At 75.3% G+C, this 20,794-nt stretch carries 11 protein-coding genes; 4 read left to right on the plus strand and 7 right to left on the minus strand.

Features of this window, described 5'->3' with window-relative positions; genetic code table 11:
* Nucleotides 1–86: 86 nt before the first annotated feature.
* From ACR807_RS20065 to ACR807_RS20075, 3 genes are read right to left on the minus strand one after another with little or no spacing between them, the layout of a single operon-like run.
* Complete coding sequence (locus ACR807_RS20065) at nucleotides 87–1,067, minus strand: 3-oxoacyl-ACP synthase (RefSeq protein ID WP_438922883.1); 981 nt, start codon at nucleotides 1,065–1,067, stop codon at nucleotides 87–89.
* Nucleotides 1,064–6,439: a condensation domain-containing protein gene (locus ACR807_RS20070; protein ID WP_438922884.1), complete on the minus strand. Its 5,376-nt coding sequence runs from the start codon at nucleotides 6,437–6,439 to the stop codon at nucleotides 1,064–1,066. The genes ACR807_RS20065 and ACR807_RS20070 overlap by 4 nt, the downstream gene beginning before the upstream one ends.
* Nucleotides 6,436–14,079: a non-ribosomal peptide synthetase gene (locus ACR807_RS20075; RefSeq protein WP_438922885.1), complete on the minus strand. Its 7,644-nt coding sequence runs from the start codon at nucleotides 14,077–14,079 to the stop codon at nucleotides 6,436–6,438. Before ACR807_RS20075 ends, ACR807_RS20070 begins: the two co-directional genes overlap by 4 nt.
* A 222-nt stretch (nucleotides 14,080–14,301) precedes the next feature.
* On the opposite strand from ACR807_RS20075, the gene ACR807_RS20080 reads away from it, so the two are divergent.
* From ACR807_RS20080 to ACR807_RS20095, 4 genes are read left to right on the plus strand one after another with little or no spacing between them, the layout of a single operon-like run.
* On the plus strand, nucleotides 14,302–14,577 hold the full coding sequence (locus ACR807_RS20080; RefSeq protein ID WP_366203051.1) for an acyl carrier protein: 276 nt from the start codon (nucleotides 14,302–14,304) through the stop codon (nucleotides 14,575–14,577).
* Between the two features lie 3 nt (nucleotides 14,578–14,580).
* Complete coding sequence (locus tag ACR807_RS20085) at nucleotides 14,581–15,657, plus strand: acyl-CoA dehydrogenase family protein (protein WP_438922886.1); 1,077 nt, start codon at nucleotides 14,581–14,583, stop codon at nucleotides 15,655–15,657.
* Complete coding sequence (locus ACR807_RS20090) at nucleotides 15,654–16,685, plus strand: HAD-IIIC family phosphatase (protein WP_438922887.1); 1,032 nt, start codon at nucleotides 15,654–15,656, stop codon at nucleotides 16,683–16,685. Before ACR807_RS20085 ends, ACR807_RS20090 begins: the two co-directional genes overlap by 4 nt.
* Nucleotides 16,682–17,524, plus strand: coding sequence for a 3-hydroxyacyl-CoA dehydrogenase family protein (locus tag ACR807_RS20095; RefSeq protein ID WP_438922888.1), 843 nt, complete (start codon nucleotides 16,682–16,684; stop codon nucleotides 17,522–17,524). Before ACR807_RS20090 ends, ACR807_RS20095 begins: the two co-directional genes overlap by 4 nt.
* Before the next feature lie 28 nt (nucleotides 17,525–17,552).
* On the opposite strand, the gene ACR807_RS20100 is transcribed toward ACR807_RS20095, so the two are convergent.
* From ACR807_RS20100 to ACR807_RS20115, 4 genes are read right to left on the minus strand one after another with little or no spacing between them, the layout of a single operon-like run.
* Entirely contained in the window at nucleotides 17,553–18,293 is a 741-nt protein-coding gene (locus ACR807_RS20100; RefSeq protein WP_438922889.1) for an alpha/beta fold hydrolase, read from the minus strand.
* 7 nt (nucleotides 18,294–18,300) lie between these two features.
* Nucleotides 18,301–19,287 (minus strand): beta-ketoacyl synthase N-terminal-like domain-containing protein, encoded by a 987-nt coding sequence (locus tag ACR807_RS20105; RefSeq protein WP_438922890.1) that lies wholly within the window; start codon nucleotides 19,285–19,287, stop codon nucleotides 18,301–18,303.
* Nucleotides 19,284–20,507 carry a beta-ketoacyl-[acyl-carrier-protein] synthase family protein gene (locus ACR807_RS20110; protein WP_438922891.1) on the minus strand — a complete coding sequence of 408 codons (1,224 nt, stop codon included), beginning with the start codon at nucleotides 20,505–20,507 and terminating at the stop codon, nucleotides 19,284–19,286. The genes ACR807_RS20105 and ACR807_RS20110 overlap by 4 nt, the downstream gene beginning before the upstream one ends.
* Nucleotides 20,504–20,746 carry an acyl carrier protein gene (locus tag ACR807_RS20115; protein WP_438922892.1) on the minus strand — a complete coding sequence of 81 codons (243 nt, stop codon included), beginning with the start codon at nucleotides 20,744–20,746 and terminating at the stop codon, nucleotides 20,504–20,506. The genes ACR807_RS20110 and ACR807_RS20115 overlap by 4 nt, the downstream gene beginning before the upstream one ends.
* Nucleotides 20,747–20,794: the final 48 nt, after the last annotated feature.

Raw genomic sequence — 20,794 nt, forward strand, 5'->3', positions numbered from 1 at the left:
CGTGGACGTTCCGGTGGGACTGACGTCCCGCGGTTCCCGACCGTCCGCGGTGGGGGCCGGTCGCTGACCGGCACGATCACCGGTCGTCACAACAGGTGGGTGTCGCTGTCCGTGCCGCCGACCTCCACCAGGACCGCGCTCCACGCCGCCGTCGGGCTGGTGTCCAGCAGCACCACCCGGCTGCCGGGTGGCACGTCGGCGGTGTGCAGGTTGTGGAACGTGTCGTTCGGCCCCAGGTGGCCGTAGCGGGCGAGGTTGTCGCCGCACGACGGCGCCAGCGGGTGGCCGAGGACGTCGACGTAGTTGCGGTGCGAGGGCGCGGACAGGTTCTGCGCCACGTAGCACGTCACGTCGGCGGGGCTCAGGGCGTTGCGGTCCAGGAGGCGGGCGGTGAGGTCGCGCAGGCGGTTGCGGGTCTCCACCGCGAGGCGGAACGAGTAGGTGGTCGGGTCGGCGCACTCCTCCCGCCACTCGCGGAACGGGCGGTCGCGGTACGGCACGCGGAAGAGGTCGGCGTAGTCGCCGTTGGTCTCCAGCAGCACGTCGCGGATGCGGGTGTCGCCGGACCTGATCAGCACCAGCGCCCCGCCGCTGTCGCCGTTGATCGTCACGGGGTGGCGGTAGCGGCGCGAGGTGGCGGGTTTGCTGCCGTGCGCCACGAGCACGGTCCGCACGTCGGGGTCGCGCAGCAGGCCCGCGGCGGTGAGCAGGGCCGGGGTGAGCGACGTGCAGCCGAGCCCGCCGACGGAGAACGCCATCGCCCGGCGCGCGCCGAGGGCGGCTTGCAGCCGGGTGGCGTCGGAGCTGATCAGCGTTTCGGGCGCGCGTGCCTCCACGGTGATCACCACGTCGACCTCGGCCTCGGAGACCGACGCCGCCGCCAACGCGCGTCGGGCGGCCACGACGGCCAGGTCGGTGGCACCGGCCGACTCGGCCACCGCGACGCTCCCGATGCCCAGCGCCGGCCACACCGCCCGTTCGGCGTCGGCCAGGTCCGCCCACTCGGGCAACTCCCCGATCGGCACGGGGTCGCCCAGGCACCAGCCCGAGCCCGCGAGCGCGATCACGCCAGCTCGCCGTAGGCGGAGGTGATCGCTTCGGCCAGTTCCTCCACTTCGGACTGCCCGAAGTCGACCAGGCTGTTGACCTCCAGGCGCTGCTCGCCGTCGCGCCCCGACACCGCGATGATCAACGGGAACCACGAGGTCATGCCCCGCTTGAGGTTCACCGACAGGTCCCACCGCGTCCGCAGCAGGCCGATGCCCGAGTCGAACGCCGCCAGGTCCCCCGGCACGTGCACCAGCAGCACCCGCGGCTCGGGCAGGGCGCGCAGCCGGCCGACCTCCGGCCCGTGGGGCGACAGGTGCCGCAGCACGCCGTAGCCCACGCCGTCGTTCGGCACGGACCGGGCGCGGTCGACCGCCGTGGCCAACGTGTCCCGCGCGCCTGCGGTCACGGGCAGTGCCACGGGGTGCAGGCTGGTGAACCACCCGATCGACGGTCCCCGCCCGGCGTGCCGGTAGACGTTGGGCGTCGCCTCGCCCTCCACCACCAGGTGAGCGCCCTCCTCACCGCGCCAGCGGGCCAGGCCGGTGGCGACCGCGCACAACGCGACCTCCCGCGCCGACGCGTCCGGGGTCGACACCGGCGGCAGCGAGCGGTGCACCAGGCCGGTCCCGCCCGGTCCGGTCAGGGTGCCGAACGACGCGCCCTCGCGCAGGACCGCGGTCCAGTAGCCCATTTCCCCCGCGACCTCGTCGGAGGACGCCATGTCGTGCAGCCGCCACGCCCACTCCCGCCACCCGGCCGCCGCCGGGCGGGGCGTCGCGGCACGGCCCGCCGCCGCGTCGGCGAGCAGCGCGTCGAGGTCGTCCATCAGCACGACGGTGGACATGTTGTCGAACACGAAGTGGTGCACCAGGAGCACCAGCAGCCCGCCGCGCCGGTGGCCGCGCTCGTAGTAGCGGGCGCGGGCGACCGGTCCGCGGTCCAGGTCGAGGTCGTCCTTCAACGCCCGGCAGTCGGCCTCCACCACCTCGCGCTCGTCGCCCGGTGGGAGGAACACGACGTCGAACGGCACCTCCGCGTCCGGCCGGCACTCCGCCCGCGTGCCGACGGCGTTGCGCCGGAAGCGGTAGCGCAGCGGTTCGTGCCGCGCGACGAGGTGGCGCAGGGCGGTGCGGACGTGGTCGGCGGTGATGTCGGCGGACGTCAGCTCCAGCACGTGCACCTCGACCAGGTCACCGCGCCGTTCGGGCAGGTGCTCCAGGAAGCTGCGCATGATCGGCGTCAGCGGGATAGGCCGCTCGTCCACCGGCTCGGCCCCGGGCGCGATCACCGGGGCGCCGGCTCGGTCGGCGACGACGGCGGGCGCCGCGGCGGGAGCGCCGTCGACCACGGCCGCCGCCGCCAAGCCGCCCAAGGTCTGGTGCTGCAACAACTGCTGCGGCGTGATGTGCACGCCCGCCTTGGCCGCCCGCGCCGCCACCCGCACGCCGAGGACGGAGTCGCCGCCCAGGGCGAAGAAGTTGTCGTCCGCGGACACGGCGTCCACGCCGAGCAGGTCGGCGCAGATCGCGCCCAGCACCTCCACGGCCTTGGTCGGAGCAGTGCTCGTCACGCGTACCTCCTCATCGCCGGTCAGGTCGTCCAGCCGCACGTCCGGGTCCGCCGCCACCCGCGCGACGATCGCGGCCAGCCACGACGCCAGCCGGTCGGCGGTCCCCCGGTCGTACAGCGCGGTGGCGAACTCGACGTAGCCGCTCATGGCGCCCGTGCCCTGGTCCACGACGCCGAAGGTCAGGTCGAACTTCGCGGTGCCGGGCGCGATGCCGGCGATGGCGCCGTCCAGGTAGCGCGAGCACGGCAGGCCGGCCAGTTCGGCGGTCGCCTGCGGCACGTTCTGGTAGGTGTAGACGACGTCGAACAGCGGGTGCCGCGCCGGGTCGCGTCGGCCCAGCACGTCGGCGACGATCTTCTCCAGCGGCACCTCCTCGTGGTCGAGCACGCCGGCCACGGTGCGCGCGCAACGCTGGACGAGGTCGCGGAACCGCGCTTCACCGCGCACGGGAGTGCGGAACGGCAGCACGTTGTTGAAGTAGCCGATCAGGTCGTGGGAGGCCGGGTCGACCCGGCCGGACGTGGCCACGCCCACCACCACGTCGGTGAGCCGCCCCCAGCGGTGCAGCAGGGCGTCGACCGCGGCGAGCATGGTGACGAACGTGGTGACGCCCAGGCGCCTGCTCAGCGCCCGGACCGCTTCGGCCTCCCGCGCACCCACCTCGAACTCCACCATCGCGCCCGCGAACGAGCGCGTGGCGGGCCGCGGCCGGTCCAGCGGCAGTTCCGGCGACCGCAGCCCGGCCAGTTGCGTCCGCCAGAACCGGAGGTCGGCCTCCAGCGCGCCGTCGGCGAACCGGCGGCGTTGCCGTTCGGCGAAGTCGGCGTACTGCGCGGCCGGCACGGGCAGGTCGGGCTCGCGGCCGGCCGACGCGGCCAGGTACAGCTCGGTGAAGTCGCGGAAGAACACCGTGGGCGACCAGCCGTCGAAGACGATGTGGTGGTAGCTCCACATCAGCACGTGGTCCTCTTCGGCCAGGCGCACCAGCGTGGTCCGCACCAGCGGTCCCGCGGCGAGGTCGAACGGCCGCTGGGCCTCCTCGTCCACCACCCGCCGCGCCCGGCGGTGGCGTTCGGCTTCCGGCAGCCCGCTGAGGTCGATCACGGTGACCTCGGGTTCTTCCTCGCGCACGTACGCCCGCGGAACGCCGTCGTCGTCGGCCGCGATGCGGGTGCGCAGCACTTCGTGCCTGGCGAGGATGCCGCGCACGGCGGCGACGAGCGCGGTCCGGTCGAGCGGGCCGGTCAGCCGCAGGTCGTGCGGGATGTTGTAGAGGGGGGTGCCGGGGTCGAGGTGGTCGAGGTACCACAGCTGCTCCTGGCCGAACGACACCGGCAGCGCACCGCCGCGCGGCACCAGCACCATCGGCGCGGGCCCGCTCGTCCCGCCCTCGTCGCGCAGTTCGGCCACGCGGCCGGCGAGCCCGCGCACGGTCGGGTGGGCGTAGAGGTCGGCGAAGGTGAGGCGCACGGAGAAGTCCCGCTCCAACGCGCGCAGCACGCTGATCCCGGCGATGGACGTGCCGCCGAGGGCGAAGTAGTCCGAGTCCGGGGTGAGCCCCTCCGCGCCCAGCACCTCCTGCCACACCTCGGCCACCCGGTCCTCGGGAGCGGCGCCGGTCCTCGGTCGGGCGACCTCCGGCGCCGGGCGGGTGACCTGGACCGGGCCGAGGGGGCGGCACCAGCAGCGCACCGGCTCGAACGGGTAGGTCGGCGCCTCGACGCGGGGGATGGCGGTGTCGGCGTAGTGCGCGTCCCAGTCGATCCGCGCGCCGAGCCGGTACAGGGCGCCGAGCTGGCGCAGCACGCCCCGCCGCCCCGGCACGGAGAACAGCTCCACGCACGGCAGGTCCGGTCGGAGGCGGCGGATCTCGCGGACGAGCACGCCGTTGCCGCCCAGGTCCACCAGCACCGCCTGGTCGGCGGCGAACCGCTCGACCACCCGTCCGAGGCGGGTGCGGTCCAGCTCGGAGGTCAGCCCCAGCTCCGCGGCGGCGGTGACGGCGTCCGGCAGGGACAGCTCACCGCGGGCCACCCGCACCGCGAGGTTGCCGGCGCCCGAGCCGACCAGGTGCGCGTCCCGCACGCCGAGTCCCCGTGCCAGGTCGAGCAACGCGGTCTGCGCCACGACCAGCCGGGCCGCGGACGCCTCGGGCAGCGTCACGGCGGCCAGCGCGGGGAACGACGAGGCCAGCTCCGCCCACGTGGCGTCGTCGGGCGCGGCGTCGCCCGGCAACAACACCACGACCGGCCGGTCGTCGGGCACCGCGGCGTCCGGCGGCACGGCCGATCGCAGCGCCTTGACCAGCTCCTCCCCGCTCTCCACCGCGAACGCGCCGCGGAACGCGTGGTCGTCGCGGCCCCGGTTCATCGCGTGCGCCACGGTCCGCAGGCCGTGCCCGGTGCGTTCGACGAAGTCGGCGAGCCGGTCGCAGTAGGCCCGGAACGCCGCCGCGGACTTCGCCGACACGGTCACCAGCTCCACGCCGGACCCCGGCTCCACGCCGGACTGCGGCTCCGGCGCCACCCGCGCGGGCGGCTGCTCCAGCACCGCGTGCACGTTCGTGCCGGTCATGCCCAGCGCGGTCACGCCGGCCCGCCGCGGCACGCCGTCGCGTTCGGGCCACGGCCGGTGCCCGGGGTTGACGTGCACCGGCCCGGACAGGTCGAGCATCGGGTTGGGCGAGGTGAAGTTGGCGGTCGGGTACAGCTCGCCGCGCCCCACCGACAGCAGCGCCTTGAGCAGCCCGGCCATGCCCGCGGCGCCGTCGAGGTGGCCGACGTTGCCCTTGACCGAGCCGATCGCGGCGCCCGGCGCGGGCACACCGGCCGCGGTGAACGCCTCGCGCAGGGCGTCCACCTCGATCACGTCGCCCAGGGGCGTGGCCGAGCCGTGGCACTCCACGTAGGCGATCGTGGCCGGGTCGACGTCGGCGTCGCGCCAGGCCTGGTGCAGCACCTCGGTCTGCGCGATGCGGCTGGGCGCGCTGAGCCCGACCATGCGGTGGCCGTTGTGGTTGACCGCGATGCCCTTCACCACGGCCCGGACCGGGTCGCCCGCCGCCACCGCGTCCCGCAGCCGGCGCAGCAGCACGACCGCGCCGCCCTCGCCCGCCAGGGCGCCGGTGGACCGCTCGTCGAACGGACGGCACCGGCCGTCGGTGGACTCCACGCCCCGGACCGGGCTGTGGGTCTGCTCGGTGAGCAGCACGGGCCGCACGCTGACACCGCCCGCCAACGCCAGGTCGGCGGTGCCGTGGCGCAACGCGTCCACCGCGCCGGCCAGCGCGGTCAGGCTGCTGCTGCACGCCGTGTCCACGACGTACGCCGGTCCGGTGAGGGCCAGGTGGTAGGAGACGCGGGCGGCGGAGGACGCCGACAGCGCGCCGAGCGTCTGGTGCGGGTCCTCGCCCTGGTAGAGGGTTTCGTAGTCGGACTGCGAGTGCCCGAGCACGACGGCGGTGCGCGACCCGCGCAGCGAACCCGGTGCCAGGCAGGCGTTCTCGATCGCCTCGTGCGCGAGTTGGAGCAGCAGCCGCTGGTGGGGGTCCATCATCTCGGCCTCGCGGCGGGAGATCCCGAAGAACCGGTGGTCGAACAGGTCGATCCGGTCCAGGTAGGCCATCGGCAGGTACCGGGTGCCGGTGGTGCCGCCGGTGTGCCGCACGCGGGTCGGCGACGGTTGCCCGATCAGGTCGGTGCCCTCGGCCAGCAGCCGGTGCAGGTCGTCCGGACCGGTGGGGCCGTCGAGGCCGGGCACCAGCGCGGCGACCCCGATGATGGCGATGTCCTCGTCCCGCACGGCTGCCTCCGTCGTCACAGCTGGTAGTCCCGGGCGTGGGCGTCCTCGGCCGCGGTGCTGCCGAGCACCGCGGCCAACGCGCCGACCGTGGGGTGGTCGAACAGCGTCCGGGGCACCACCGTCCGCCCGAAGACCGGTCGGAGCCGGGCGGCGACCCGGACGGCGAGCAGCGAGTCGCCGCCGAGGGCGAAGAAGTCGTCACCGCGGCCGACGCGGTCCACGCCGAGCACGTCGGCCCAGGCTCGGGCGACCGCCCGCTCCCCGGGCGTGGCCGGCGGCACGTACCGCGCCGGCCCGGTGGCGGGCGGGTCGTCGCGGTCGACCGGCCGGCCGGCGCGGTCCGGCGGAACAGCGGGAGCCGCGTTGCCCAGGTCCGCCAGCAGGGCCGCGAACTCGTCGAGCAGGGTGGCGGCCGTGGCCGCGTCGAACAGGTCCGGGTCGTAGCCGAGCCGGGCCGTCAGCGGCTCGGTGTCGTGGACGACGAGGTGCAGCGGGTAGTTCGTGTTCTCCACCGCCTGGACGTCGACCGCCGCGACGTCGTGGTCCAGCGGGTAGTTCTCGACCACCACCACGGTGTCGAACAGCGGTGTCCCGGCTGGCAGCCCGGCCCACCGCCGGATGTCGGTCAGCGCGGCGTGGTCGGCCGGCCGGCCCTCGGCCTGCAGCCGGGCCAGCCAGCCCGGCACGTCGTCGGTCTCCACCCGCACCCGCACCGGCACGGTGTTGACCAGCATGCCGACCACGGTGTCCGCGCCGGGCAGGTCCGGGGTCCGCCCGGACACCACCAGGCCGAAGCACACGTCACGCGTGCCGCCGTGCCGGGCCAGCAGCAGCGCCCACGCGCCCTGCACCACCGTGCCGAGCGTGAGCCGGTTGCGCCGGGCGAACCCCCGCACGCCGGCGGGCAGCCCGGTCACGTGGACGGCCGAGGAGCACGACAGGTGCGCGCGGTCCGGCGGCCGGTCGCAGGGCAGCGCGGGCGGCCCGCGGAACCCGTCGAACAGCGCCCGCCAGCGCTCCTCACCCGGGTCCTGGCGCAGCACCCGCGCCACGTGGTCGCGGAACGGCCGTCGCGACCGCGGCCCGCCCAGCACCTCCGACAGCACCTGGAACGCGCTCCAGCCGTCCAGCAGCAGGTGGTGGAACGTCCACAGCAGACGGATCTCGCGGTCGCCGGTGCGGACGAACGCCAGGCGGGTCAACGCGTCCGCCGACAGGTCGAACCCGGCCGCCCGGTCCTCGGCCAGCAACCGCCGCCACCGCTCGTCGTCCGCCGCGCCGCGCCAGTCGTGGTGGGTGATCGGCAGGTCGACCGACCGCCGCACCACCTGCACCGGCTCGCGCACCCCCGTCCACACCACGGACGTGCGCAGGGCGGGGTTCGCGTCGACCACCCGCCGCCACGCCCGGGCCAGGCCGTCCGGGTCGGCGTCGGTGAGGGTCAGGTGCAGTTGCTCCACGTAGGCGTCGGGCCGGGAGAGGCTGTGGAACAGCATCCCGCCCTGCGCGGGCGTGAGCGGGTAGACGTCCTCGACCGACCGGCCGTCACCCGCGATCACGTCCAGCTCGTCCTGCGCCAGCCGGGCCAACGGGAAGTCCGACGGCGTGACGCCGCCCGCGCCCGGTCCGGCGCAGTGCGCGGTGATCTCCCGCAACGCGGCCAGCACGTCCTCGGCGATCCGCTCGACCACCGGCGTCGGGTGGGCCCCCGGCGCGTACACCCACTCGACCTCCAGCTCGCCACCGGCCGTGACAGCGGCCGTGACGTCCAGGCGCGGCGCGGTCGTCGGCGGCTCGGCCAACCGGATGCCGCCCGGCACGCGGGCGAACACGGCGTCGTAGCGCCCGAGGTAGTTCACCCGCGCCAACGGCCGGTGCCCGGCCGGGTGGCTGGTCGTCAGCCACCGCAGCACACCGTGGCTGAGCGCGTGCCGGTGCGCGGTGCGCAGTTGCTCCTTCACGGTCTTGACCGCCGTGCCCCAGTCGGCGTCGGGCAGCTCGGCGGTGAACGGGAACAGCGTGGTGAACCAGCCGACCGTGCGGGACAGGTCGACCCCGGCGAACACCTCCTCCCGCCCGTGGCCCTCCAGCTCCAGCGGCACGCGCGCCTGCCCGCTCCACCGGCCCAGCGCCCGGCCGACCGCGGCGACCAGCACGTCCTCCGCGCCGGCGCGGTAGGCGGTGGACGCGCCGCGCAGCAACGCGGCCGTCTCCTCGGCGGACAGCCCCACGGTGACGGCGTGCCCGGGCGACTCGGCCTCGTCCGGCTCCGCCGCCACAGCGCGGTCCGCGGGTTCCGGTCGATCCGCCGGCCCGGCCACATCCCGCCCCGCCGCGGCGGTGACGGCGCGTTCCCAGTACTCCAGGTGCTCGGCGAACCGCCCGGCCCCGGCGTGCAACCGCCGCGCCCACTCCCGGAACGACGTGGTCCGCGGTCCGAGGTCGACGGGCCGGCCGGCGGCGGCCTGGTCGTAGCCGGTGGCCAGGTCCTCCAGCAGGATCCGCCACGACACGCCGTCCACGACGAGGTGGTGCGCGAGCAGCACCAACCGCGAGGCGTCGGTCGACAGGACGGCCCGGAACAGCGGGCCCGTGGCCAGCGGGGCACGCCACTCGTCCGGCACGAGCGGCCCGGTGGTGAGGACCTCGCCCGACTCCTCCGGCACGTGCTGCCGCCACTGCCCGTCGACCCGTTCGAACCGGGCGCGCAGCAGGTCGTGCCGGACGGGGAGCGCCTCGACCGCGGCCCGCAGCGCGGCCACGTCCACGTCGGGGTCCAGCTCCACCTCCAGCCACTGCGCGAAGTGCGCCGGGTCGGCCGAGGTGGCCAGGAACCAGTGCTGGACCGGGGTCAACGGCACCGGGCCGGTCGCGGGCTCGCGTTCGGCGGACGGGGGCCGGGCGGTGGTGGCGTGCGCCGCGACGCCGCTGAGCGTCTGGTGCAGGAACACGTCCCGGGGCGTCACCGACACCCCCAGTTCACGGGCTCGCGACACCACCTGGATGCTGAGGATGGAGTCGCCGCCGAGGGCGAAGAAGTTGTCGTCCGCGCCGACCCGTTCCACGCCCAGCACCTCCGCCCAGACGCGGGCCAGCACCTCCTCGTGCGGCCCGCTCGGCGGCACGAGGGCGCGGTCGGACCGGGCGCGGGGCGGCGGCAGGGCCCTGCGGTCGACCTTGCCGTTGACCATGAGCGGCAGCGCGGGCAGCGGCACGACCACGGCGGGCACCAGGTGGGCGGGCACCCGGTCGGCCAGGAAGCGGCGCAGTTCGTCGGCCCCGGCGCCCGCGACCACGTAGGCGACGAGTTGCCTGTGGCCGGGCACGTGCTCGTGCGGCACGACGACCACCTCGGTCACCTCGGGGTGGCGCCGCAGCGCCGCCTCCACCTCGCCCGGCTCCACCCGGAACCCGCGGATCTTGACCTGGTCGTCCGTGCGGCCGAGGAACTCCAGCAGCCCGTCGGCGGTCCAGCGCACCAGGTCGCCCGTGCGGTAGAGCCGGTCACCGTGCCCGAACGGGTCCGCGACGAACCGGGACGCGGTCAGCCCGGGGTGGCCGAGGTAGCCGCGGGCCAGCCCGGTGCCGCCGATGTGCAGCTCACCGGGCACGCCGACCGGCACCGGGTCCAGGTCCTCGTCCAGCACGTAGCACCGCGTGCCGGTGACCGGCCGCCCGATCGGCACGGACGCGGCGCCGAGGTCGACCGGCCGCACGACGTGCGCCGAGGCGAAGGTGGTGCCTTCGGTGGGGCCGTAACCGTCCACGACCCGCAGGTCCGGCACGTGCCGCAGCACCGCGGCGCAGTGGCCCGGCGAGATCACGTCACCGCCGCTGCCCAGGTGGCGCAGCCCGGCGAACGCGGTCGGGTCGGCCGCGGCGACCTCGTGGAACAGTCCCGCGGTCAGCCACTGGACGGTCACGCCGTGCGCGGCGGTGAACGCGCGCAGGTCGTCGGGCGACAGCAGCGTCCCCGAGGACACCGCCAGCCGGGCTCCGGACAGCAGCGCCGCCCAGATCTCGAACGTCGAGGCGTCGAACGACAGCGTGGAGCACTGCGCCACCACGTCGTGCGGGCCGATGGGGAACGGGTCGCCCTCGGCGAGCCGGGCCACCGACCGGTGCTCGACCAGCACGCCCTTCGGACGTCCGGTGGAGCCGGAGGTGAACATCACGTACGCGGCGTTGCGCGGCCGGACCACGACCGGCGGTGCGTGGTCGGGCAGCCGGTCGTCCGGCGTCGGGTCCGCGACGTCGATCCCGGCGGGCAGCCGTTCCCGTGCGCCGGCGGGTGCGAGCACCAGGCGCGCGCCGGAGTCGGTGATCATGTCGGCGAGCCGGCCGGCCGGGTAGCCGGGGTCCAGCGGCACGAACGCGGCGCCGGCCTTGAGGATGCCCAGCAGCGCGACGACGGCGGGCAGGCCGCGCGGCGCGCACAGGCCGACGCGGTCTTCCGGCCGCACGCCCCGGGCCAGCAGCCCGTGGGCGAGCCGGTTGGCCGCCGCGTCCAACCCCCGGTAGGTCAGCGACGCCCCGTCGCAGGTCACCGCGACCGCGTCCGGGCGTTCGGCGACGTGGTCGGCGAACCGGCCGGTGATCGTGCGGTCCGGTCTCGACGCCCCCGAGGTCCAGTCGTGCAGGACCCGGCGCCGCTCGCCGGGCGTGAGCAGGCGCAGCCGGGACAGCGGCCGGTGCGGGTCGGCGGTGATGTCGCCGAGCAGCACCAGGAAGCGGTCCACCAGCCGGGTGACGGTGGTGTCGTCGAACAGGTCGGTGCTGTGCTCGACGACCAGGTGCAGGCCGCTGTCGTCGCGGGTGAACTCCAGGGTCAGGTCGAACGCGGCGGCTTGGCGCGGCGGGTCGAACTCCACCACCTCCAGGCCGGCCAGTTCGGGTGGCGCGGCCGGCGCGTTCTGCAGCGCCACCACCACGTTCACCAGCGGCGAGCGGCCGGCGTCGCGTTCGGGTTGCAGCAGTTCGACCAGGCGGTGGAACGGGACCTCGTCGTGGTCGAGCGCGTCGCGGACGGTGTCCTCGACGCGGCGCAGGAAGTCCACGAAGGGCAGTCGGGGGTCGACCTGCGACCGGATCACCACGGTGTTGACGAAGAACCCGACCAGGCCGGCCAGGTCGGGGTGGTCGCGGCCGGAGGTCACCGTGCCGACGGCGATGTCGCGTTGACCGCTCACCCGCGCCAGGAACGCCTGCGTGGCCGCCATGAGCGTGGTGAACAGCGTCGCGCCGTGGCCGCGGCCCAGCTCCACCAGGCCCTCGGCGACCTCGGGCGGCACGGTGCGGCGGTGGGTCGAGCCGGCCGCGGTGCGCACCGCGGGACGCGGCCGGTCCACGGGCAGGTCCAGCACCGCCATGCCGGCCAGCCGCCGTTCCCAGTGCACGAGGTGCGCGTCCAGCGCCGCACCGGTGAGGCGGGCGCGTTGGCGGCGCGCGAAGTCGGTGTAGCGCAGGGGCAGCGGCGCGAGGTCGGCCTCCCGCCCGCGCACGGCGGCGGAGTAGCACAGGCCCAGCTCCTGCGCGAGCACGCCCATCGACCAGCCGTCGGTCACGATGTGGTGCAGGCACAGCACGAGCAGGTGCTCGCCGTCCTCGTCCGCCGCCAGCAGCGCCGCGCGCAGCAGCGGCCCGGTGCGCAGGTCGAACGGCCGGGCCGTGAAGTCGGCCAACCCGGCCTGCGTCCCCGACTCCACCCGCACCTCGTGGGGCGGTGCCACCACCTGCGTGCCGCGGCCGTCGACGGTGTGGAAGGTGGTGCGCAACTGCTCGTGCCGGGCGACGAGCCGGGTCAGGGCCACGCCCAACGCGCCCGGGTCCGGCTCGCCGCGCAGCCGGAACCCGGCCGTGGTCGTGTACTCGGTGCCGCCGGGCGCGAACTCGTCGAGGAACCACAGGCGTTCCTGGGCGTAGGACAGGGGTGCCGCGGTCCCCGGCGGCGTGGTGTCCGCGCCGGGTCGGGGGCGCTCGTCGGACGACAGCGCCGCGGCCAGCGCCTCGACCGTGCGCAGCGCGAACACCTGCCGCGCGGGCAGGTCCCGGTCCAGCGCGGCGACGACCCGCATGGCCAGGATCGAGTCACCGCCCAGCGCCACGAAGTCGTCGTCCGCGCCGACCCGCTCGACGCCGAGCACGTCGCGCCACACGGCGGCGACCCGTTCCTCGGCGGGGGTCCGCGGTGGCGTCACGGGGCCGGTGGGCCGCGGCCGCGGCAGGGTGCGCCGGTCGAGCTTGCCGTTGGCGGTCAGCGGGAGCGCGGCCAGCGGCACCACCAGCGACGGCACCGCCTGGGCGGGCAGGAGGTCGGCGAGGTGGGACCGCAGCGCGTCCGGGGTCCCGTCGGTCACGACGTAGGCGACGAGCCGGTCGTCCCGCAGGACCACGGCCGCGGCGGACACGTCGGGGTGCCGCAGCAGCGTCGCCTCGACCTCGCCCGGGTCGACCCGGGCGCCGCGCACCTTCACGTGCCCGCCGGCGCGGCCCAGGTGGGCCAGCAGGCCGTCCGGGCGGCGGCGCACGAGGTCGCCGGTGCGGTACATCCGGCCGCCGGGCGGGCCGTGCGGGTCGGCGACGAACGACGCGGCGGTCAGGCCCGGCCGGCCGAGGTAGCCGCGGGCCACGCCGGGACCGGCCAGGTACAGCTCGCCCTCGTCGGCCAGTCGCAGGTCGGCGTCCAGCACGTGCGCGCGGGCGCCCGCGATCGGGTGTCCCAGCACCGCCTGGTCGACCTCGGTCACCGGGCACAGGAGGCTCTCCACCGCGACCTCGGTGGTGCCGTAGGCGTTGTGCGCGGCGACACCGGCCGCGACCAGGCTCGCGCACAGGTCCGGGTCGACCGGCTCCCCGCCCGTGACCACGACCCGCGGTCGGTGCCCGCCTTCGAGCAGCCCGGCGCGCAGGAGCTCGCGCAGCCGTGACGGCGTCTCGTCCAGCACGTCGATGCCGGCGGCCGCCACGTGGTCGACCAGCGCCCTCGGGTCGGCGAGCGTGTCGTCGTCGATCACGTGCAGCTCGTGCCCGGCCAGCATCCACATCAGCGGCAGCCACATCGCGTCGAAGCCGAGCCCGGCGGTGTGGGCGACCTTGAGCGGCGACGCCGAGGCGAACAGGCCGCGGCTGTGGTGGGCGTGCAGGGCGAGCAGGCCGCGGTGGGTGGCCAGCACGCCGTTCGGGCGGCCGGTGGAGCCGGAGGTGTGCAGGACGTAGGCGAGGTGGTCGGGCGTGAGCCGGGGCGGGGGCGCGCCGCTCGGCGGGTGGTCGCCTTCGAGGAAGACGGTGGGGACGTCGGGCAGCCGGTGCGCGAACCGCCGCCGGGTGAGCACGAGCGCCGGGCGGGCGTCGGTGACCAGCTCGGCCAGGCGCGCGTCGGGCAGGTCCACGGCCAGCGGCACGACCGCACCGCCCGCCCGCAGGATCGCGAGCAGCGCCACCACGGCGTCCACGCCGCGTTCGACGAGCAGGCCGACCGGGTCCTCCGGCCGCACGCCGCGCGCGAGCAGTCCACCTGCCACCGCGTCCACCCCGGCGGCCAGTTCCCGGAAGGTCAGCCGCCGCTCCCCGCACACCACCGAGGTCCGGTCCGGCTCGGCGGCGACCCGGGCCGCGAGGAGGTCGTGCACGCTTCCCACCGACAAGTGCTCGACATCCATGCGCAATTCCGCCAGTCGACTCCGGATATCGTCCTCGAACGCAACAACCGGAGCGCCGACGTTTCCAGCGCCCGCCGACGGGGGCAACCGCCAATTGGTGGCATGTCATTCGGAGGACCGAACCGGCGCTCCGGTCGCGGCCGGACGTTGAATGTTGAACCACTGGTCGCCACAGTTGCCCGACCGTGTTACGTTGCCGTGGACTTCACCGGAGGAGGTCATGTGGCCAGCGACTTCGGCGTGGACGACGACCTCGGCCCGATCGTCGAGCGCATACGCGCGTTCTTCGCCTCGGCACTGCCGGAAAGCCCGTTGGAACCGGACCAGGACTATTTCGCGCTCGGCCTGGTGAACTCGCTGCTCGCCCTCGAACTGGTGACCTACGTGGAAAAGAGCTTCACCATCCGGGTGGACGTCGAGGATCTCGACCTGGACAACTTCCGGACCATGAACCGAATAGCCGCGTTCGTCCGCGGCAAACTCGCCGCGGCCCGGTGAGCGGTGGACCACGTCACCTTCGCGGAGTCGGTGCGCGCGGACGCGGCCGAGTGGGACCGGGCGGGCGGCGTGCCTGCCGAGGTCGTGCGGGCGGTGGCGGGGGCCGGGTTCCTGGCCGCCGACGTGCCCGCCCGCTACGGGGGCCGGGATTGGTCACCGACCGAGGTGGGGCGGCTGTGCGCGGACTTCGGTGGCGTCTGCGGCGCGCTGCGCGGCCTGGTCACCGTGCAGGGCATGGTGGCCGCCGCGGTGCTGCGCTGGGGTGACGCCGGCCAGCGCGACCGCTGGTTGCCCGCGTTGACCTCTGGCGAGGTGCTGGCCGGGTTCGCGGCGACCGAGGCGGGCGCGGGCAGCGACCTGGCCTCGGTGAGCACCGCGCTCGACGCCGGCCGGGTGCGCGGGCGCAAGCTGTGGGTGACGTTCGGGGCGGTGGCCGACGTGTTCCTGGTGCTGGCCACGCAGCACGGGCGGCCGGTGACCGTGCTGGTGGACGCCCGGCAGCCCGGGGTCTCGGTGGAACCGGTCACCGGGCAGCTGGGGATGCGCGCGGCGCGGATCGCGCACGTGCGCTTCGACGACGTGCCGGTGGCCGAGGTGCTGGCGCCGCCCGGCTTCGGCCTGTCGCACGTGGTCGGCACGGCACTGGACCACGGGCGCTTCACCGTGGCCTGGGGGTGCGCGGGCCTCGCCCGGGCGTGCCTGGACCTCGCGGTCGCCCACGTCGCGGCCCGGACGCAGGGCGGCACGGCGCTGTCGGCGCACCAGTCCGTGCGCGCGGTGCTCGGCCGGTGCCTGGTGGAGACGCGGGCCGCCCGGCAGCTCTGCGCGCACGCCACGGCCCTGCGCGAGTGCGGCGACCCGGAGGCGTTGGCGGAAACCGTGCTGGCCAAGTACGGCGCGGCGCGGGCCGCTTCGGTGGTCGCCGAGCACGCCGTGCGGCTGCACGGCGCGGCGGGGATCGCGCCGGACAGCGCGGTGGGCCGGTTCCACCGGGACGCCGCGGTCATGCGGATCATCGAAGGCGCCGACGAGGTGGCCGAGCAGCACCTGGGCGGCTACGCGTTGCGGGGTGGGTCGTGACGGCGGTGAAGTGCCTGGTCTGGGACTTGGACGACACGTTGTGGGACGGCGTGGTGCTCGAAGGCGACCGCCCCGTGCCGCGACCGGAGGCGGTGGCGGCGCTCAAGGCGTTGGACGAGCGGGGAATCCTGCACGCGGTGGCCAGTCGCGGCGACCACGAGGTGGCGTTGGCCCACCTGGCCGAGCACGGCCTGGACCGGATGTTCTGCGCCCTGGAGGTCGGCTGGGGTCCGAAGTCCGAGGCGGTGCGGCGGATCGCGCGAGGACTCGGCATCGGGCTGGACACCATCGCGTTCACCGACAACGACGTGGTGGAACGGGCGGAGGTCGCCGCGGCACTGCCGCAGGTGCGCTGCTACCCGGCCGAGCAGGTGGGGTCACTGGCGTCGCTGCCGGAGTTCCGGACCGGGCCGGTGACGGCGGAGTCGCGTCGGCGGCGCGAGTCCTACCTGACCGAGCGGGAGCGCGCGGAGGCCGAGCAGCGGTTCGACGGGTCGGCGGCGCGGTTCCTGGCCTCGCTCGACCTGGAGCTGACCGTCGTGCCCGCCACCGAGGCCGACCTGGACCGCGCGCGGGAACTGACCGTGCGCACCCACCAGCTCAACACCACGGGGATCACCTACGACCTCGACGAACTGCGGGCGTTGTGCGCGTCGCCGGAGCACGACGTGCTCGTGGCACGGCTGCGGGACCGGTTCGGCGACTACGGCACGATCGGGCTCGCGGTCGTGGCGCACCTCGGCGGCGACGCGGTGCTGGAACTGCTGCTCATGTCGTGCCGGGTGATGTCGCGCGGTGTGGGCTCGGCGCTGCTGGGCGACATCGTGCGCGACGCCGTGGAGCGGCGACGGCGGCCGGTGGCGCGCTTCCTGCGCACGCCGGTCAACCAGGTGATGCTGGTGACGCTGCGGTTCGCCGGGTTCGAGGTGGTGCAGCGGGACGGCGACCGGATGCTGCTGGCGCGGACCTCGCCCGAGCCACTGCCCGTTCCCGCGCACGTGCGGCTGGTCGACGGGAGGCGGCGGTGAAGGTCGGTGTGGTCGGCGCCGGGGTGATGGGCACCGGCGTGGCGCAGTGCTTCGCCGCGGCCGGGCACGAGGTGGTCGTGGTCGACCCGGACCCGGCGGCACTGGCCACCGGGCCGGACCGGGTGCGCGACGGCCTGCGGCTCCAGGTGCTGTTCGGACCGGCGCCGGCCGATCCGGCCGGGGTGCCGGGCAGGGTGGGCTGGACCGCCGACCTCGACGCGCTCGCCGGGAGCGGGTTCGTCGTGGAGTGCGGCCCGGAGCGGATCGCGGTGAAGGAGGAGCTGTTCGCGGCGCTGGACCGCCTGTGCGGGCCGGACACCGTGCTGGCGTCGTGCACGTCGGCGATCCCGGTCGACGTGCTGGCGGCCGTCACCACCCGACCGGACCGCGTGCTGGCCACCCACTTCATGAACCCGGCGCCGCTGAAGGAGGCCGTCGAGGTCGTGCGCGGCCCGAGGACCTCGGACGCGACGATGGCGCGCACGGCCGAGGTGCTGTCGTCGCTGGGCAAGAAGGCGATCGTGGTGGCGGACGCGCCGGGGTTCGTGACCAACCGGGTGCTGATGCTGGCCATCAACGAGGCGGTGAAGGTGGTGGCGGAGGGCACCGCCCCCGCGGCCACCGTGGACGAGGTCTTCGTGTCCTGCTTCGCCCACCAGACGGGTCCCCTGCGCACCGCCGACCTCATCGGCCTGGACACCGTCCGGGACACCCTGCTGGTGCTGCGCGAGCTGTTGGACGACCCGTTCTACACCCCGTGCCCCCTGCTGACGGACATGGTCGAGTCCGGTCGGCTGGGCAAGAAGTCGGGCCGGGGTTTCCACACCTGGCGGCCCTGAGCGGGGCGGGGGTCCCTTCGGGCGTCCGTCACGTGCCGAGGAAGTCCTCCAGCTCCGCCGCCACGTCGCCGGCCTGCTCCAGGTGGCAGAAGTGCGTGTAGTGGGCGTGCCGGCGGACCTGCGCGGCCGGCATCGCCTCGGTGAGCGCGCGGGCGCCCGCCGGGGGCAGGGAGACGTCGGTGGTGCCGGCGAGGACCAGCGTCCGGCTGCCCACCCCGCTGAGGTCCAGCTCCCAGGTGGCGACCGTGCAGTCGAGGAACGGCCCGAAGGCCCGCGGCACCACGTGCTGGACCAGCTTGCGCTCCATGCCCGCCAGGACGCGCGGTGCGATCGTCCTGGCGCGCACCTTCAACCGGAGCCCGTCGCGGACGGCCGACTCCAGCGCGACGCGCGCCGCGGACCTCAAGCCGTCGTCCACCTCGGCGCCGCCCGGTTGGTACACCGGGGCGAGCAGGGCGACGCGTTCGAACGCGAGTCCCGCGCTGAGCAGCTCCAGCGTCGCGTTCGCCCCGAAGGAGTGGCCTACCACGGCGTGGACCGGGTGCGGCACGGTTGCCAGCGCGCGGCGCAGCCACTGCCCCGGTGTGCCGCTCGCGTGCCAGGAGTAGTCGTTGCCCGCGCGCCACGGCAGGTCGAGCGCGATCAGTCGGTGGCGCGGCGCGAGCAGTTCCGCCAGCTCCGCCCAGCTGCGCCAGCCGTCCTCGATGCCGTGCACGAGCACCGCCGTCGGACCGTTCGCGGACAACTCGTGCCACTCGGCGGTCGCCACCTCCCGCTCACCCGCCGGCACGCGGGCGGCCCAGGCGCAGGAGGGCGGCGGCCACGGCTCCCCGGGGGTCGGCGGACGTCACCAGCGCGAGCCGGCCGGCGGAACCCGGGTCGGCCGCGGCGTGGCTCAGGACGGCGGCCAACTGGAAGGCGGCGGACGTGGAGTGGGCCTCGCCCAGCGATCCCGTCAGCGGGGCGAGCACGACCTCCGGACGACCCTCTTCGACGACGGCGGTGTGCTCGTCGTCGTCGGTGACGCCCGAGGTGGTGGCGATCCACACGGGTTCGGCGGGCGCGGCGTCGAGGACCCGCCGCACCGCGCGGGTCACGGCGGCGCCGGTCTCGCCGTCCGGGGCGACCAGCGAGGTGACGGCGAGGACTTCGGCGAGCCCCCGCCCCGCGCGCTCCAGCCGGAACATCGCGCACCCCTCGACCAGGGGCGCGGTACCGCCGGACAACCGGTCGACCTGCTGCCTGGCCTCGGAGTGCTCCTCGACGGCACCCGCGACGACGGTGTCCGCGCGGCCCGCGCCGAGGAGGCGCCGGGCGTAGCCGAGGGCGACGAGCCCGGAGGGCCGACCGGCGGCCAGGGTCGTGTTGGGCCCCTTGAGGGAGTGGTGGATGGAGCACTGGCCGGCGGCGCTGTTCATGGTCGCCGCGAGGATGGTCGACGGCGGGATGCGGTAGGGCTTCTTGCCGGTCAACGAGATGCGGACGACGTCGAGGCTGCTCTGCACGCTCCCGGTGGTCGCCAGCACCAGCCCGGTGCGGGCCGGCACGTCGTCGTCGGCGACCAGGCGGGCGCAGGTCACGACGGCGAGGGCCGCGGCGCGGCTCATGCCCAGCACCGCCTGCCTGCCGACGACCTCGCGGGGGTCGAAGCCCGGGACCGCCCGGGGTCCGTCGCCGCCGGGCCCCCCGGCGCGGATGCCGGCGGCGAAGTCCGCGGTGTCCACCCCGAACGGGGAGACGGCCGCCCAGTCGACGACGATCACGTGTGCTCCTCGTACCGGGTGAGGACGACGATCGCGTTGTTCCCGTTGAACGCGAAGCTGTTGTTCTGCACCACGCGCACCTCCGCCGGGACCGACTCGTTGGGGACGCAGTCGATCCGGCACTCCGGGTCGGTGCGGCGGTGGTTGGCGGTCGGGGGAATGAAGCCCCCGGTGATCGCGATCGTCCCGGCGACCGCGCCGAGGGCCGCCGCGGCACCCATCGCGTGGCCGAGCATCGACTTGAGGCCGATCGTCCGCGGCGGGTGGTCGCCGAAGGCGGCGCGGATCGCCCGTGCCTCGGTGACGTCGTTGAACTTCGTCCCGGTGCCGTGCGCGGAGACGAGGTCCACCTCCTCGGGCCGCACCCCGGCGTCGGCCAGCGCGAGCGCGATGCAGACCTCGACGCCGCCCTGGTCCGGCAGCGTCGGGTGGGCGGCGTCGCAGTTCAGCCCGTAGCCGAGGACCTCGGCGTGGATGCGCGCCCCCCGCGCGCGGGCGGCGGTGAGGCTCTCCAGCAGCAGCACCCCCGCGCCCTCGCCGTTGAGGATGCCCTGGCGATCGGCGTCGAACGGCCGGCACCTGTCGGGGGCGATGATGCCGAGCCGGTAGAACGACGCGAAGGACTGGAGGCAGACCGCGTCCGCGCCGCCGACGAGCGCGTAGTCCGCGTCACCGGACCGGATGGCGTCGAACCCGGACCCGATGGCGTAGTTGCCCGCCGCGCAGGCGGTCGTGAACACCACCGCCTCCACGTCCCACAGCCCCAGTTCGCCGGCGACGGACGCGGCCAGCCGGTCCACCCCCACCCGCCCGGCCAGGACCGGGTCCATCGCCTCCGGCCCGCCGGCGACGAACTGGGCGCCGAGCCGGTCGAGGTCCGCGCCCTCGCCGTTGGTCGTGCCGATGGCGACCTGGCCGCGGCGGTCCCGCAGGTCCGCGTCGGCCAGGCCGGCGTCCGACACCGCCATCCGGGCCGCCGCGACGGCGAACCCGCTCGCCCTGCCCAGTTCCGCCGCGGGCACCCGGCTGATCCACCGCTCGGGTCGGAAGTCCGGCACCTCGCAGGCGTTGACGTGGTCGAAGCCGGTGGTGTCGAACGCCGTGACGGGGCCGACCTCGCTGCGCCCCGCCCGCAGGCCCTCGGTGAACCCGGCCGCGCCGGTACCGATGTTCGAGACGACGCCGAGCCCGGTGACGACCACCCGCTCCGCCGTGCTCATCGCGCCTCTGCCACGACCTCGTAGGCCCCGGCGAGGTTCGTCATCCGGCCCGCCTCGGACAGGTCGATGGTGACGTCCAGCTCGTCCTCGATGATGGTGATGATCTCGATCACCTGCACCGACTCGACCCCGTACTCCTTGAAGTCGGCGGTGTCGGCGAGCTGCTCGGGCTGGAGGTCCAGCGCCTCGCAGACGATTCCTTTGACGCGGTCGCGCTCGTCGAGCGTCAGCTCTGCCATGTCGGCGGTGGCCCTTCTGTGCTCGTGGTTCTTGGTGGGTGCGCCGCC

This window comes from Saccharothrix sabaoui (assembly GCF_051756985.1).
Classification (GTDB): Bacteria; Actinomycetota; Actinomycetes; order Mycobacteriales; family Pseudonocardiaceae; genus Actinosynnema.